The organism is Nocardioides lijunqiniae, from assembly GCF_015024225.1.
GTDB lineage: Bacteria > Actinomycetota > Actinomycetes > Propionibacteriales > Nocardioidaceae > Nocardioides > Nocardioides lijunqiniae.
In genome coordinates, this window is record NZ_JACJGM010000021.1 from 1 (window position 1) to 15,252 (window position 15,252).

The 15,252-nt window shown below is 70.6% G+C and carries 14 protein-coding genes; 10 read left to right on the top strand and 4 right to left on the bottom strand.

The features are described 5' to 3' along the window. The first annotated feature begins 232 nt into the window (after positions 1–232). A complete protein-coding gene (locus IRQ30_RS13750; protein WP_193610820.1) occupies positions 233–1,021 on the top strand; it encodes a DUF3027 domain-containing protein in 789 nt (262 codons plus the stop codon). Between the two features lie 59 nt (positions 1,022–1,080). Here the strand turns inward: IRQ30_RS13750 and IRQ30_RS13755 are convergent, their stop codons facing one another. Both IRQ30_RS13755 and IRQ30_RS13760 read right to left on the bottom strand, forming a co-directional pair. Continuing rightward, complete coding sequence (locus IRQ30_RS13755) at positions 1,081–1,632, bottom strand: Dps family protein (protein ID WP_193613488.1); 552 nt, start codon at positions 1,630–1,632, stop codon at positions 1,081–1,083. A gap of 59 nt (positions 1,633–1,691) precedes the next feature. Then, positions 1,692–2,015, bottom strand: a complete 324-nt coding sequence (locus IRQ30_RS13760) for a DUF2530 domain-containing protein (protein WP_338089707.1) — start codon at positions 2,013–2,015, stop codon at positions 1,692–1,694. Positions 2,016–2,075: 60 nt separating this feature from the next. Here IRQ30_RS13760 and IRQ30_RS13765 point away from each other — a divergent pair, with 60 nt between their 5' ends. From IRQ30_RS13765 to trmB, 8 genes are all read left to right on the top strand, one after another. Next, entirely contained in the window at positions 2,076–3,533 is a 1,458-nt protein-coding gene (locus tag IRQ30_RS13765) for a solute carrier family 23 protein (RefSeq protein WP_193613490.1), read from the top strand. Between the two features lie 780 nt (positions 3,534–4,313). Continuing rightward, positions 4,314–4,763: a MarR family transcriptional regulator gene (locus IRQ30_RS13770; protein WP_227467586.1), complete on the top strand. Its 450-nt coding sequence runs from the start codon at positions 4,314–4,316 to the stop codon at positions 4,761–4,763. Beyond that, on the top strand, positions 4,760–6,013 hold the full coding sequence (locus IRQ30_RS13775) for an MFS transporter (RefSeq protein WP_193613494.1): 1,254 nt from the start codon (positions 4,760–4,762) through the stop codon (positions 6,011–6,013). The genes IRQ30_RS13770 and IRQ30_RS13775 overlap by 4 nt, the downstream gene beginning before the upstream one ends. A 198-nt stretch (positions 6,014–6,211) precedes the next feature. Then, complete coding sequence (gene rpsL, locus IRQ30_RS13780; protein ID WP_028636428.1) at positions 6,212–6,586, top strand: 30S ribosomal protein S12; 375 nt, start codon at positions 6,212–6,214, stop codon at positions 6,584–6,586. Beyond that, positions 6,586–7,056, top strand: a complete 471-nt coding sequence (rpsG, locus tag IRQ30_RS13785; RefSeq protein WP_134738135.1) for a 30S ribosomal protein S7 — start codon at positions 6,586–6,588, stop codon at positions 7,054–7,056. The genes rpsL and rpsG overlap by 1 nt, the downstream gene beginning before the upstream one ends. A 74-nt stretch (positions 7,057–7,130) precedes the next feature. Beyond that, a complete protein-coding gene (gene fusA, locus IRQ30_RS13790; protein WP_193610840.1) occupies positions 7,131–9,242 on the top strand; it encodes an elongation factor G in 2,112 nt (703 codons plus the stop codon). An 80-nt stretch (positions 9,243–9,322) separates the two neighbouring features. Continuing rightward, a complete protein-coding gene (gene tuf, locus IRQ30_RS13795) occupies positions 9,323–10,516 on the top strand; it encodes an elongation factor Tu (RefSeq protein ID WP_193610839.1) in 1,194 nt (397 codons plus the stop codon). A gap of 868 nt (positions 10,517–11,384) precedes the next feature. Continuing rightward, positions 11,385–12,110, top strand: a complete 726-nt coding sequence (trmB, locus tag IRQ30_RS13800; RefSeq protein ID WP_193613496.1) for a tRNA (guanosine(46)-N7)-methyltransferase TrmB — start codon at positions 11,385–11,387, stop codon at positions 12,108–12,110. 15 nt (positions 12,111–12,125) lie between these two features. On the opposite strand, the gene IRQ30_RS13805 is transcribed toward trmB, so the two are convergent. Continuing rightward, positions 12,126–12,932 (bottom strand): RDD family protein, encoded by an 807-nt coding sequence (locus tag IRQ30_RS13805; protein WP_193613498.1) that lies wholly within the window; start codon positions 12,930–12,932, stop codon positions 12,126–12,128. Between the two features lie 67 nt (positions 12,933–12,999). Between IRQ30_RS13805 and IRQ30_RS13810 the strand changes: the two genes are divergently transcribed. Beyond that, entirely contained in the window at positions 13,000–13,995 is a 996-nt protein-coding gene (locus IRQ30_RS13810; RefSeq protein WP_193613499.1) for a stage II sporulation protein M, read from the top strand. Here IRQ30_RS13810 and IRQ30_RS13815 read toward each other — a convergent pair. Continuing rightward, a complete protein-coding gene (locus tag IRQ30_RS13815; RefSeq protein ID WP_193613501.1) occupies positions 13,992–15,251 on the bottom strand; it encodes an FAD-dependent oxidoreductase in 1,260 nt (419 codons plus the stop codon). The genes IRQ30_RS13810 and IRQ30_RS13815 overlap by 4 nt on opposite strands. Position 15,252 lies beyond the last annotated feature (1 nt).

Consider the following 15,252-nt stretch of genomic DNA (forward strand, 5'->3'; position numbering starts at 1 on the left):
GGCGCCCCGCACGCCGCGGCCGGTCACCCGGGCGCCGGTACCCAGGCCGCGGCCCACCGCCCGCGCCCGCGACCCCGATGCTGGGCCTGCCCCTGGGCCCGACCCTGGCCCGGGGCCAGGTGTCGGCGGTGGCTCCGGGGGCGGGGTGGTCATGCGCACATCCTGCCCGCTCGGCCCGCGTCCGGCGCGGGACACCCCGGGCCCGACCTGACAGCCGGTGCGGTGATGAGTCATGCTTTCGTCCGTGGCGATCATCGTGCGCAGCAAACCCGACCCCGTGACCGCGGCTGCGGTCGACGAGGCCCGCTCCGCCCTGCTCGAGGAGGTGCCGGCCGCCGACGTGGGCGAGCACCTCGGCTCGCAGGCCGAGGGGGAGCGCGTGGTCACCCACCTGTTCGCCTGCCACCGCAAGGGCTACGTCGGGTGGCGCTGGTCGGTCACCGTCGCCCGCGCCTCGCGCCAGAAGAACGTCACCGTCGACGAGATCGTGCTGATCCCGGGCGACGAGGCGATCGTCGCCCCGCAGTGGGTGCCCTACCGCGAGCGGCTGCAGCCCGGCGACCTGTCCCCGGGCGACCTGCTGCCCGTCTCCGACGAGGACGCCCGGCTGGTGCCGACGTACTCCTTCGGCGACGACCCGCTCGACGCCGACGAGAAGGCCCAGATCCGCACGGTCGCCAAGGACCTCGGCCTCGGTCGCGTCCGCACGCTCTCGCCCGAGGGTCGCGACCTCGCCGCCGAGCGCTGGTACGACGGCGACGGCGGCCCGTCCTCGCCCATCGCCCAGGCCGCGCCCGACCACTGCCACAGCTGCGGGTTCCTCGTGCGCCTGGCGGGTCCGCTCTCGGAGACGTTCGGCGTCTGCGCCAACGGCGACGCCAACGACGACGGCCGCGTGGTCTCGTTCGACCACGGGTGCGGTGCGCACTCCGAGGTGCGCCTGGCGAAGAAGCACGAGCCGGAGCCGATGCCCGAGCACGTCTTCGACACGCTCACCAGCGACGACTACGAGCTGATCTGACACGAACGAAGGGGCCCGACCGGTGATCCGGTCGGGCCCCTTCGTGCGTGCGGGTGGTGCTACTCGCTGGCGGCCGCCGCGGCCTCCTGCTCGGAGCCGGCGCCGGTCGTCGAGAGGTTGCCGGCCTTGTCCTCCAGGTGCGCACGCACGAACCAGTGGAACAGCTCGAGCTGCTCGGTCTGGGCGATGAACATGTCCTGGGTGACCGGGTCCAGCTCGTCGAGCTCCTCGAAGCCGGCGCGGTAGCTGCTGATCACGCCCTGGTAGACGAGGTCGAGCGCGCCGAGGTGCTCCTGGGTGGTCGCGCGACCGATCGAGTACTCGTCCCACTCGCGCGCGGCGACGAGGGCGCCCGGCGTGCCGACGGGGGAGCCGCCGAGGGTCGCGATGCGCTCGGCCAGGTCGTCGGCGAAGCCGCGGACGGTCTCGACCTGCGGGTCGATCATCTCGTGGACGGCGATGAAGTGCGGGCCCACGACGTTCCAGTGCACGTGCTTGAGCGTCAGGTGCAGGTCGTTGCAGGCGTAGAGACGGCTCTGGAGCAGCTCCACGACGCGCTCGGCGTCGGACTGGCTCATGCCGGGGACGGTGTAGTGCAGCTTCGAGGTCATGTCGACCGGTTACCCCCGGGGACCGCCGTCAAACCCGGGGGTGGCCCGGGTCACCCGGCTCAGGAGGCCGAGCCGGGGCCGCTCTCGCGGCTGTGGACGTCGGAGTCCTCGAGCTCGGTGCGCAGTGCTCGTCGTCGGCGGCAGTACTCCAGCCCGAAGAGCCCCAGGGCGACGCCGCACAGGCACATCCACAGCCACCACGTCCGGTCGTTCTCGACGAGCCGCTCGTAGAAGGGGAGCAGAGCGAGGAACGCCAGGAAGAAGACCGCCGTGCCGACCTGGACGGTGCGGACCCCGTCGACGTCCAACGGCTCGACGTCGGCCAGGAGATAGGTGCGGTTCCTGAACTCGTGCGCCATCGGTTGGTCGTCGCGCAGCTCCACGGTCTCACCGTAGTCCACCGGGTTCCCCCCGGGTCCCGACCTCTGCCATCCTCACCCGATGTGACGACCCAGACGCCTGCACCCAGCACCGGTATCGACCGCTACTTCAGGATCAGCGAGCGCGGCTCGACGGTGGGCCGGGAGGTGCGCGGCGGCGTCGTCACCTTCTTCACGATGGCCTACATCGTGGTGCTCAACCCGCTGATCCTGGGCTTCGCGCCCGACGTGGACGGCCAGTTCCTGGGTGGGGGCGACGCCCCGAACCTGCCGGTGATCGCGGCGGGCACCGCCCTGGTCGCGGGGGTGCTGACCATCCTCATGGGCGCGGTCGCCAACTTCCCGCTCGCGATCGCCACCGGTCTAGGGCTCAACGCGTTCCTCGCCGTCGCGGTCGCGTCGCGGATGACCTGGGCCGACGCGATGGGGCTGGTCGTCCTGGAGGGGATCCTGATCCTGATCCTGGTGCTGACCGGCTTCCGCAAGGCGGTCTTCCACGCGGTGCCCGGCCAGCTCAAGGTCGCGATCTCCGTGGGCATCGGTCTCTTCATCGCCCTGATCGGCTTCGTCGACGCCGGCTTCGTACGCCGGATCCCGGACGTCGCGCAGACGACCGTCCCGGTGCAGCTGGGCCAGACGGGTCAGCTCGCCGGCTGGCCGGTGCTCGTCTTCGCACTCGGCCTGCTGCTCCTCATCGGGCTCTGGGTCCGCCGCGTCAAGGGCGCCATCCTGATCTCGATCGTCGTGACCACCGTGCTGGCGATCATCGTCGAGACGATCGGCGACCTCGGGCCGGGCAGCGAGAGCCCCACCGGCTGGGCGCTCACCGTGCCCGCCTGGCCGGGCGACGTCTTCGACCTGCCCGACCTCGCGACGCTGGGGGAGTTCTCGCTGCTGGGCTCCTTCGAGTCCGTCGGCGTCGTCTCCGCGCTGCTGCTGATCTTCACGCTGATGCTCGCCGACTTCTTCGACACCATGGGCACGATGACCGCGATCGGCGCCGAGGCCGAGCTGCTGGACGAGGACGGCACCCCGCCGAACGCGCAGCGGATCCTGGTCGTCGACTCGCTGGCCGCCGTGGCCGGTGGCGCCGCGGGCGTCTCGTCCAACACCTCCTACATCGAGTCGGCCTCCGGCGTCGGCGAGGGCGCCCGCACGGGCCTGGCCTCGATCGTCACCGGCGTGCTATTCCTGCTGACCATCTTCTTCGCGCCGCTGGTCGCCGTCATCCCCTCGGAGGCGGCCGTGCCCGCCCTGGTGCTCGTCGGCTTCCTGATGATGCAGCAGGTCGTCGGCATCACCTGGGACGACCTCGAGATCGCGATCCCCGCCTTCCTCACGATCGTCCTGATGCCCTTCACCTACTCCATCTCGGTGGGCATCGGCGCCGGCTTCGTCTCCTACGTGCTGATCAAGCTCGTCGTCGGCAAGGCCCGCGAGGTCCACCCCCTGATGTACGTCGTCGCCACCCTCTTCGTCGTCTACTTCGCCATCAACCCCCTCACCGACTGGCTCAGCTGACAGCCCCCGCCCTCGGTGGTTGAGGTGCGAGCGCAGCGAGCCTCGAAACCACGTACCGGTGGTCGAGCAGCGAGGAGCGCCAGCGACGAGCGCCCGTCGAGACCCCGTGAGCCGAACGCCGACCGACCCCACGGTGGTTGAGGTGCGAGCGCAGCGAGCCTCGAAACCACGTACCGGTGGTCGAGCAGTGAGGAGCGTCAGCGACGAGCGGCCGTCGAGACCCCTGCACCTCTGGCTGCCTCCTCGGGGCCGGACGGGGTGCCGCGCGCTTAGCCGGTCGCGTCTCCGCTTCAAGGATCGCCTGCGGCGCCCGCTTCGCGGCGGCTTCGCCGTCCTTGACCCGGAGCCTCTCTCGACCGGCTTGGCGGCGCACGGGGCGACACGGGCTCCGCCCGCGCCGCCCGCGCAAAGCGCGGCACCCCTCTGGGGCTGGTGTGACTGGTGGTGCGTCTACCGACACTCAGCGTCGGCAGTTGGTCCCTGCCCGCGCCCGGCTGAGCGTGGAGAGGCAGAGGTCAGGCTCGAACTGCCGACATAGGTGACCGATAGGCAGGGCCCGCGCTTTTTGCGGGCGGCGCGGCGAAGCCGCCGCCGCCCGTGCGCCGCCAAAGCGGCCCGGGAGAGGCTCGGGGTCAAGGACGGCCGAAGGCCGCCGCGAAGCGGGCGAAGCTCCTTGACGCCGAGACCCGGGCTGCTAGCGCGCGGGCCAACACCAGCCCCGCAACCCAGCCCGCACCCACCAAGGAATAGTTAGCACAGGTAATGACTTATGCTAACGACATGCCTACCGTGGAGAAGGTCGCCCGCACCGACGCCGGACTCGCCTCGCAGCTCCGGCTCTCGGTGATGCGTCTGCGGCGGCGTCTCGCCAACGAGCGCCACCCAGACAACGAGCTCAGCATGAACGCGATGGCGGTGCTGGGTGCGCTCTACCGCCACGACGGGGAGCTGACGGTCGGGGAGCTGGCCAAGGCCGAGATGGTGCAGCCGCCGAGCATGACGCGCACCGTCAACTGCCTGGTCGACGGCGGCTACGCCAGCCGCCGTGCCCACGACACCGACGGCCGGCAGGTGCTGGTGGCGCTGACCGACCGCGGTCGCACCACCGTCGTGGCCGACCGCGCCCGCCGCGACGAGTGGCTGGCGACCCGACTCCGCGAACTCACCACTGACGAACGTGCCGTGCTCCGCCGCGCGGCCCCGATCCTCGAAAGGCTGGCATCTGGTTGAGCCCCACCTTCCGCTCCCTCCGCAACCCCAACTACCGGCTCTACGCCGCCGGCAACCTGGTCTCCAACACGGGGACCTGGATGCAGCGCGTCGCGCAGGACTGGCTGGTGCTGCTGCTGACCGCCAACAGCGCGGCCGCCATCGGCATCACCACGGGGCTGCAGTTCCTCCCCTTCCTCCTGCTCTCCCCGGTGGCCGGGCTGGTCGCCGACCGGATCCCCAAGCGCCGGCTGCTGCAGATGACCAACATCGGCATGGCCGTGCCCGCCGTCCTGCTGGGCGTCCTGGCCGTCACCGGCACCGTCCAGATCTGGCACGTCTACGTGCTCGCGCTCGTGCTCGGCGTCGCCTCGGCGTTCGACGCCCCGGCGCGCCAGTCGTTCGTGTCCGAGATCGTCGACGCCGACGACCTCACCAACGCCGTCGGCCTCAACTCCGCCGGCTTCAACTCCGCCCGGCTGCTCGGTCCCGCCATCGCGGGCGTGTCGATCGCCCTGCTCGGGTCCGGCGTGGTCGCCACCGGGTGGGTCATCCTGATCAACGCGCTGACCTACATCGCCCCGGTCATGGCCCTGGCGCGGCTCGACGGCAGCGCCCTCCACGTCGCCGCCCTCGTACGCCGCCAGCCCGGCCAGATCCGCGCCGGCGTCTCCTACGTGCGCCAGCGCCCCGACCTGATGCTGATCCTGGGCATCGTGTTCTTCACCGGCACCTTCGGCCTCAACTTCCAGATGACCTCGGCGCTGATGGCCACCCAGGTCTTCGACAAGGGCTCGGCCGAGTTCGGGATGCTCGGGACGTTCCTCGCGGTCGGCTCCCTGGCCGGCTCCCTCCTGGCAGCGAGCCGGGAGCGGGTCCGTCACCGCCTGGTCGTCGGGGCGGCGGTCGTGTTCGGGCTGGTCGAGATCGTGGCGGGTCTCGCGCCGTCGTACCTCACCTTCGCGCTGCTGTGCCCGGTGCTCGGCTTCACCGCGCTGACGATGATCACCAGCGCCAACGCCTTCATGCAGCTCAACACCGACGAGGGCATGCGCGGTCGGGTGATGGCGCTCTACATGATGATCTTCATCGGCGGGACCCCGCTGGGGGCGCCCCTGCTCGGCTGGGTCGGCGAGGTGTTCGGCGCTCGCTGGACGCTCATCGGGGGAGGGGTCATGACGGTCGCCGGCGTGCTCCTGGCCAGCGCGCTCTACCTCCGTGCCAAGTCGGTCACCGAGGGTCGTCCGGCCCTCGACCTGGTCCACGCCTGAGCCCCCGGTCGGGGTGGACGCACGGCGTTTTGACCCGTCTTGGGGCGCCGAGTAATCTCGGTACTTGTGTCTGGCACGACCAGACCGTTGCGCGTGCCCAAATCCGGGCGCACTCACCACAGGCACAGAGATCCACTGCAACACGCCGTGCCCGGCAAGGCGCCGAGCACTGAGAGCTACATGAAAGGGAACCACCAGGTGCCCACGATCAACCAGCTGGTCCGCAAGGGCCGCCAGGACAAGGTGTCGAAGAACAAGACGCCTGCCCTGAAGGGTTCGCCCCAGCGCCGCGGTGTCTGCACCCGCGTCTACACGACCACCCCGAAGAAGCCGAACTCCGCCCTCCGCAAGGTCGCCCGCGTGCGCCTGTCGAGCGGCGTCGAGGTCACGGCCTACATCCCCGGGGTCGGCCACAACCTCCAGGAGCACTCCATCGTGCTCGTCCGCGGCGGCCGGGTGAAGGACCTTCCCGGTGTCCGCTACAAGATCATCCGCGGCACGCTCGACACCCAGGGTGTCAAGAACCGCAAGCAGGCCCGCAGCCGCTACGGCGCGAAGAAGGAGAAGAGCTAATGCCCCGCAAGGGTCCGGCCCCGAAGCGGCCGATCGACATCGACCCGGTCTACGGCTCGCAGCTGGTCTCCCAGCTCGTCTCCAAGGTCCTGCAGGACGGCAAGAAGCAGGTCGCCCAGCGCATCGTCTACGGCGCCCTCGAGGGCTGCCGCGAGAAGAACGGCACCGACCCCGTCGTCACGCTGAAGCGCGCGATGGACAACGTCAAGCCGTCCATCGAGGTCAAGTCCCGCCGCGTCGGCGGCGCGACCTACCAGGTCCCGATCGAGGTCAAGGGCACGCGCGGCACCACGCTCGCGCTGCGCTGGCTCGTCGGCTACGCCGCGGACCGTCGCGAGAAGACGATGTCCGAGCGCCTCATGAACGAGATCCTCGACGCCTCCAACGGCCTCGGTGCCGCGGTGAAGAAGCGCGAGGACACCCACAAGATGGCCGAGTCCAACAAGGCCTTCGCCCACTACCGCTGGTGATCCATGCGTGAGGGGTACGCCGTACCCCTCACGCCACCGGCTCCACACCAACTTCCGAGGGACTGAGACTTTCAGTGGCTGTCGACATCACCACCGACCTCAACAAGGTCCGCAACATCGGCATCATGGCCCACATCGATGCCGGCAAGACCACCACCACCGAGCGCATCCTCTTCTACACCGGCATCACCTACAAGATCGGTGAGGTCCACGAGGGCGCGGCCACGATGGACTGGATGGAGCAGGAGCAGGAGCGCGGCATCACGATCACGTCCGCCGCGACGACCTGCTGGTGGAAGGACCACCAGATCAACATCATCGACACCCCCGGTCACGTGGACTTCACCGCCGAGGTCGAGCGCTCGCTGCGTGTCCTCGACGGCGCGGTCGCGGTGTTCGACGGTGTCGCCGGTGTCGAGCCCCAGACGATGACGGTGTGGCGCCAGGCCAACAAGTACTCCGTGCCCCGCATGTGCTTCGTCAACAAGCTCGACCGCACGGGCGCCGACTTCTTCCGCTGCGTCGACATGATGGTGGAGCGCCTCAACAGCACCCCGCTGGTCCTGCAGCTCCCGATCGGCGCCGAGGGCGACTTCATCGGCGTCGTCGACCTCGTCGGCATGCGCGCGCTCGTGTGGCGCGGCGAGACCACGATGGGCGAGGACTACGTCGTCGAGGAGATCCCGGCCGAGCTGGCCGAGCAGGCCGCGGAGTACCGCGAGAAGCTGCTCGAGACGCTGTCGGACGCCGACGACGAGATCATGGAGAAGTTCCTCGACGAGGGGGAGTTCACCGTCGAGGAGATCGAGGCCGCGATCCGTCGCGCCACCCTGGCCGACAAGCTCAACCCGGTCCTGTGCGGCACGGCGTTCAAGAACAAGGGCGTCCAGCCCCTGCTCGACGCGGTCGTGAAGTTCCTGCCCTCGCCGCTCGACATCGACGCGATCATCGGCCACTCGGTCAAGGACGAGACCGTCGAGGTCAAGCGCCTGCCGTCGGACGACGAGCCGTTCTCCGGCCTCGCCTACAAGATCGCGACCGACCCGCACCTCGGCAAGCTGATCTACGTCCGCGTCTACTCCGGCAAGCTCGCCGCCGGCGCGACCGTGGTCAACTCGGTCAACGGCCGCAAGGAGCGGATCGGCAAGGTCTACCAGATGCACGCCAACAAGCGTGAGGAGATCGCGTCGGTCGGCGCCGGCCAGATCGTGGCCGTCATGGGCCTCAAGGACACCAAGACGGGTCACACGCTGAGCGACCCCCAGAACCAGGTCATCCTCGAGTCGATGACGTTCCCGGCCCCGGTGATCGAGGTCGCGATCGAGCCCAAGACCAAGAGCGACCAGGAGAAGCTCGGAACCGCCATCCAGCGGCTCTCCGACGAGGACCCCACGTTCACCGTCAAGGCGGACGAGGAGACCGGTCAGACGATCATCGCCGGCATGGGCGAGCTCCACCTGGAGATCCTGGTCGACCGGATGAAGCGCGAGTTCCGCGTCGAGGCCACCGTCGGCAAGCCGCAGGTCGCCTACCGGGAGACCCTCCGCAAGGAGGTCACCAAGCACTCCTACACCCACAAGAAGCAGACGGGTGGCTCTGGCCAGTTCGCCAAGGTCGTCGTCTCGCTCGGTCCCAACATCGACCCCGAGACGGGCACCGGCGCGGGCTACACCTTCGTCAACAACGTCTCCGGTGGCCGCGTGCCGAAGGAGTACATCCCCTCGGTGGACCAGGGTGGCCAGGAGGCCCTCGAGTTCGGCGTCCTCGCCGGCTACCCGATGGTCGACGTGAAGTTCTCTCTCGAGGACGGCGCCTACCACGACGTCGACTCCTCCGAGCTGGCCTTCAAGATCGCCGGCAACCAGGCCTTCAAGGAGGCCGCACGCATGGCCAAGCCGGTGCTGCTGGAGCCGATGTTCGCGGTGGAGGTGACGACCCCCGAGTCGTTCCTCGGTACCGTCATCGGCGACATCAACAGCCGTCGCGGCCAGATCCGCGCGCAGGAGGAGAGGCACGGCGACATCGTCGTCAACTCCCTCGTGCCGCTGTCCGAGATGTTCGGGTACGTTGGCGACCTGAGGTCCAAGACCTCCGGCCAGGCGTCGTACTCGATGGAGTTCGACTCGTACGCCGAGGTTCCCACGAACATCGCCGACGAGATCATCAAGAAGGTGCGTGGGGAGTAGTCCCTCGGGAGTACCGCCACGCACCACGCACCACACGTCAAGTACGAGTCAAGTAACAACCACACCAGGAGGAGCCCACAGTGGCTAAGGCGAAGTTCGAGCGGACCAAGCCGCACGTCAACATCGGCACCATCGGTCACATCGACCATGGCAAGACGACGCTGACCGCAGCAATCACGAAGGTGCTGCACGACAAGTACCCGGATCTCAACGCCGCCTCGGCGTTCGACGAGATCGACAAGGCTCCCGAGGAGCGGCAGCGCGGCATCACGATCTCGATCGCGCACGTCGAGTACCAGACCGAGGCGCGCCACTACGCGCACGTCGACTGCCCGGGTCACGCCGACTACATCAAGAACATGATCACCGGCGCGGCCCAGATGGACGGCGCGATCCTGGTGGTTGCCGCCACCGACGGTCCCATGCCCCAGACGCGTGAGCACGTGCTGCTCGCCCGCCAGGTCGGCGTGCCGGCCCTGGTCGTGGCGCTCAACAAGTGCGACATGGTCGACGACGAGGAGCTCATCGAGCTCGTCGAGATGGAGGTGCGCGAGCTCCTCTCCGAGTACGAGTTCGACGGCGACGACATCCCCGTCGTGCGCGTCGCTGCCTTCCCGGCGCTCCAGGGCGACGAGAAGTGGGGCGAGTCGATCCTCGAGCTGATGAACGCGGTCGACGAGGCCATCCCGACCCCCGAGCGTGAGACGGACAAGCCGTTCCTCATGCCCGTCGAGGACGTCTTCACGATCACGGGTCGCGGCACGGTCATCACCGGCCGTATCGAGCGCGGCATCGTCAAGGTCAACGAGGAGGTCGAGATCGTCGGCATCCGCGAGGGCGCCATCAAGTCGACCGTCACCGGTGTCGAGATGTTCCGCAAGCTGCTCGACGAGGGCCAGGCCGGTGAGAACGTCGGTCTGCTGCTTCGTGGCACCAAGCGCGAGGACGTCGAGCGCGGCATGGTCGTCATCAAGCCGGGCACCACGACCCCGCACACCAACTTCGAGGCCTCGGTCTACATCCTCTCGAAGGAGGAGGGCGGCCGTCACACGCCGTTCTTCAACAACTACCGTCCGCAGTTCTACTTCCGCACCACGGACGTCACCGGCGTCGTCACGCTGCCCGAGGGCACCGAGATGGTCATGCCCGGCGACAACACCGAGATGGCCGTCGAGCTGATCCAGCCGATCGCCATGGACGAGGGCCTGCGCTTCGCCATCCGCGAGGGTGGCCGCACCGTTGGTGCCGGCCGCGTCACCAAGATCACCAAGTGATCCCCGCCGGTCACTGACCGGCTAGCACTCCCAGCACGGCCCCGGACCCAGGTCCGGGGCCGTCCTGCATTTCCCTCGGCGGTCGAGCAGCGACCTTCGGTGGTTGAGGTGCGAGCGCAGCGAGCCTCGAAACCACTGACCGGTGGTCGAGCAGTGAGGAGCGCCAGCGACGAGCGCCCGTCGAGACCCGGTGAGCCGACCGCCGAGCCGACCCCACGGTGGTTGAGGTGCGAGCGCAGCGAGCCTCGAAACCACTGACCGGTGGTCGAGCAGTGAGGAGCGCCAGCGACGAGCGCCCGTCGAGACCCCGCGAGCCGAGCGCCGAGCCGACCCCACGGTGGTTGAGGTGCGAGCGCAGCGAGCCTCGAAACCACACCGTCGATGCGGGGCTGGTGTCGGCCCGCGCGCTAGCAGCCCGGGTCTCGGAGTCAAGGATCGCCTTCGGCGCCCGCTTCGCGGCGGCCTCCGGCCGTCCTTGACTCCGAGCCTCTCCCGGGTTGCTGGGGCGGCGCACGGGCGGCTTCGCCGCGCCGCCCGCACAAGCGCGGGCCCTGCCTATTGGGCACCCACGTCGGCAGTTCGAGCTCGGGCTGAGCCACTTCACGCTCAGCCGGGCCGGCACCGCGCCCAACTGCCGACGCTGAGTGTCGGTAGACGCCCCACCAGTCACAGCCACCCCAGTCCGGCCCCGAGAAGGCAGCCAGAGGTGCGGGGGTCTCGACGGGCGCTCGTCGCTGGCGCTCCTCGCTGCCCGACCACCGGTGGGGTGCGGCGGAGTGGTTTCGAGGCTCGCTTCGCTCGCACCTCGACCACCGTGGGTGGCGGGCGTGGAATGGGAGGACGCGGGGAGGTTCGGGAGAATGGGGGGATGAGCGAGCAGGCGACGGCACGACCGCACGTGAAGCGGACGCAGGACGGTCGGCGGATGCAGGAGGTGCTGAGCTACTCGCGGCGCGGGAGCCGGTTCACGCCCAGCCAGCAGGAGGCGTGGGACGCCCACCACCGCGACTGGGTGATCCCCGACGAGGCCGTCGACGAGCCCGGCTTCAGCTGGGCCGAGGTGTTCGGGCGCGAGGCGCCGCTGGTGGTCGAGATCGGGCCGGGCGTCGGCGAGGCGACCGGCGTCCTGGCGGCCGCGCGCCCCGACTGCAACGTCGTGGCGTTCGAGGTGTGGCTGCCGGGGGTGGCCGCCGGGCTCGCCGAGGTGGCCGCGGCCGGAGCGGACAACGTGCGGTTCTGCTCCGTCGACGCGGCGTGGTCGATCGAGCACCTCGTGGCGGAGTCGTCCATCCGGGAGCTGTGGACGTTCTTCCCCGACCCGTGGCCCAAGACCAAGCACCACAAGCGCCGGCTCGTCACCCCCGACTTCGCGCAGCTCGTCGCGTCGCGGCTGGAGCCGGGCGGGACCTGGCGGCTGGCGACCGACTGGGCGGCGTACGCCGTGCAGATGCGGCAGGTCCTCGACGCCGAGCCCGGGCTGGAGGGCGGCGACGTGCCGCGCTGGTCGGAGCGGCCGGTGACCAAGTTCGAGCGCAAGGGCGTGGCGGTCGGGCGCGACATCGTCGACCTCGCCTACCGGCGCCCCGTGCGCTGACCGAGCGAGACGTGGTCAGCGGCGCGAGGTGAGGCGGTGGCGCTGCTGGGCCTCACGGTGCAGCCGGGCCTGGTCGCGCTCCCGGCGGGAGGCGACCACCGCCGCGAGGAAGTCCTCGGGCAGCGTGCCCGGAGGCGGCGCCGGAGCGACGTAGCGCTGCACCTCGGCGGCCAGCTGGGCGGCGACCGTGTGCCGCGACTGCGGGTCGAAGGTGTGGAAGCGGCCCAGGAACTGGCGCACCGCCAGCGCCAGCCCGGTCGGCAGGGTCGTGATGTCGGCGGTGCGGGCCCAGGCGCCCAGGTGGTGCGGCATCTGCGACGGCACGGTGAGCCGCAGCGGCACCCGGTCGCGCACGACGTACGTCCCGGCGGCGAAGTCGCCCAGCCGCTTGCCGCGCGAGCTCACCAGGGCGGAGAAGAACGCAGGAGCGCCGCTGAACGCGTAGATCTCCACGAACCCGACGAGCGCGCGGATGAACGCGTGCTGGAAGGAGATCGGGCCGGCGTCGTCGCGGACCGTGCGCAGGCCGAGGGCGAGCTTGCCGAGCGAGCGGCCGCGCGTCAGCGTCTCGAGGGTCACCGGGATGACCAGGAAGACGGTGATCAGCGCCCCGACCAGCGCCACGTGGATCAGCGCGTCGTCGGTGTTGATCGCCGCGACCAGGAACAGCATGAAGACCGTGATCGCCGACAGGACGGTGACCACCACGTCGATCAGGCCCGAGGCGATGCGGGCGCCCAGGCTGGCCGGCGGCAGGTCGAGCGCGACCGCCTCGCCGGTGACGAGGTCGTCGGAGGTGAGGGTCGCGAACTCCTGGGGCATCGCGGTCAGTGTAGGTGGGGTGAGTGCTCCGGGGGCCTCGCGGCCGACCGCGACCTAGAGTGTGCGCGTGGACCTCGACGCGTACGTGCTCGCGCACGCCCACGAGTGGCAGCGCCTCGAGCAGCTCGTCCGCACGCGCAGGCTGACGGGGGCCGAGAGCGACGAGCTCGTCGAGCGCTACCAGCAGGTCGCCACCCACCTGTCCGTGGTCCGCACCTCCGTCCCGGACGCCTCCCTGGTCGGTCATCTCTCCTCGCTGCTCTCGCACGCGCGCAACAAGGCCGTCGGTACCCGCGTGGGATCCTGGCGCGGGCTGCGCACCTTCTTCGTCGAGCGATTCCCGGCGGCGCTCTACCGGCTGCGGTGGTGGTGGCTCGGGTGCTTCGCCGCCAACGTGGTGGTGACCGCGGTGATGATGTGGTGGCTGATCGACAACCCGCAGGTCGAGCAGTCGCTGCTCAGCCCCTCCGAGGTCGACCAGCTCGTCAACGAGGACTTCGAGGGCTACTACAGCGAGTACGCCGCCGGCCACTTCGCGGCGCAGGTCTGGATCAACAACGCCTGGGTCGCCGCGCAGTGCGTCGCGCTCGGGATCCTCGGCTTCCCCGTCGTCGTCCTCCTCTTCCAGAACATCCTCAACCTGGCGATCATCGGGTCGGTCATGACCCGTCACGACCGGGGCGAGCTGTTCTGGGGCCTGATCCTCCCGCACGGACTGCTCGAGCTGACCGCCGTCTTCGTGGCCGGGGGAGTGGGCCTGCGGCTGTTCTGGTCGTGGGTCGAGCCCGGACACCGGACGCGCACCCAGTCGATCGCGCACGAGGGCCGTACGGCGGCGACGGTCGCGCTCGGCCTGGTGGCGGTCCTGGCGATCAGCGGCGTGATCGAGGCGTTCGTGACGCCCTCGGGGCTGCCGACCGCGGCCCGCGTCGGCATCGGCATCCTGGCGGAGGCGACGTTCTTCGCCTACGTGTTCGTGCTCGGGCGCAGCGCCGTGCGGCGCGGCGCCACCGGCGACATCGACTCCTCGCTCCTGGAGGACCGGGCCGCGACGCAGGCCTAGCGACCGCCCAGGACGGCGCGAGCCGCACGTGCGCCGCTGACCAGCGCGCCCTGGATCGAGGCGGTGTCGCGGTGGTCGCCGCACACGACGAGACCCTCGTCGAGGACGACCGGTCGGCGCTCGGTGAACGGCGCGTCCTGCGCGGGAAGTGCGTCACGCACCTCGTGGCGCGCCACCGACCGCCAGCCGTGGGTGGCCGCGCCGAGCAGCTCGCCCGCGTGCAGCCGCAGCTCGTGCTCGGTGGGTGCCGGCCGGTCCCGCGGCAGCAGGGCGGAGGCCTGGACCAGGTGACGTCCGGCCGGGGCGTAGGAGGGAGCCGCGGATGACACGACGGCGGTGTTCACCACCGGGCCGGAGGGCCGGACCCGGGCGTCGACGTGCAGCAGGCCGACCGGGGTGGGCAGCTCGTCGGCCGCGAACCACTGGGTGACGACCCCCTTGGTCGCCGTGCTCGGCACGCCGGCCAGCATCGTCGCCTCCGGGGCGGCGGCCGCCACCACGACCCGGCGCGCCCGCAGCGTCCGCCCGGCCACCGACACGACGTGGGCGCCGGCGGCTCCGGAGATCCCCTCGACCGGCTGCCCGAGGGAGATGCGCCCCGACAGCTCGGCGGCGAGCTGCTCCGGGAGGGCCTGCATCCCCGCGGCGGGCAGCCCGGGGGAGGCGGCCGCGAACGTGCGCACGAGCAGCAGGGCGTACGCCGCCGAGGTCGACTGGTCGTCCTCGAGCACGACCCCGGTCAGGAAGCGCTCCAGGACCCGGCGCAGGACGCCGTCGACGCCGGCGCGGTCGAGCGACGCGCGCAGGCTCAGGTCGTGGGACTCCGCCAGCCGGGTGGCCAGCCGGCCGCGGCGCAGCGAGCCCGTCGCGAGCGGCGCGAGCCAGCGCAGCACCCGCGCGGCCTCGCCGGGGCGCGCGGCGAGCGCCCGTGCGGTGGTCACGGCCAGCCGCGGCTCGTGCCAGGGATGACCCAGCACCTGGAGGCGGTCGTCCAGGCGCGCCGCGACGCCGGCGTCGAAGGCCTGCAGCCGCAGCGCGCCCACGTCGACCGTGCGTCGTACGGCGGGGTAGGCGGGGTTGAGCAGCTGGAAGCCGCGGTCGACCAGGAAGCCGTCCACCACGTCGGTGCGGATCCGGCCGCCCACCGCGTCCGCCGCCTCCAGCACCTGGACGTCCAGGCCGGCGCGGGTCAGCATCCGTGCGCACTGCAGGCCGGCCAGTCCGGCCCCGACGACGACGACGTCGTGGTCGTCCACG

Coding starts and splice junctions, on each gene's coding strand:
- IRQ30_RS13750 (WP_193610820.1), top strand. CDS start 233: ATGCTTTCGTCCGTGGCGATCATCGTGCGCAGCAAACCCGACCCCGTG.
- trmB (WP_193613496.1), top strand. CDS start 11,385: ATGAGCGAGCAGGCGACGGCACGACCGCACGTGAAGCGGACGCAGGAC.
- rpsG (WP_134738135.1), top strand. CDS start 6,586: ATGCCCCGCAAGGGTCCGGCCCCGAAGCGGCCGATCGACATCGACCCG.
- IRQ30_RS13755 (WP_193613488.1), bottom strand. CDS start 1,632: ATGACCTCGAAGCTGCACTACACCGTCCCCGGCATGAGCCAGTCCGAC.
- IRQ30_RS13805 (WP_193613498.1), bottom strand. CDS start 12,932: ATGCCCCAGGAGTTCGCGACCCTCACCTCCGACGACCTCGTCACCGGC.
- IRQ30_RS13770 (WP_227467586.1), top strand. CDS start 4,314: ATGCCTACCGTGGAGAAGGTCGCCCGCACCGACGCCGGACTCGCCTCG.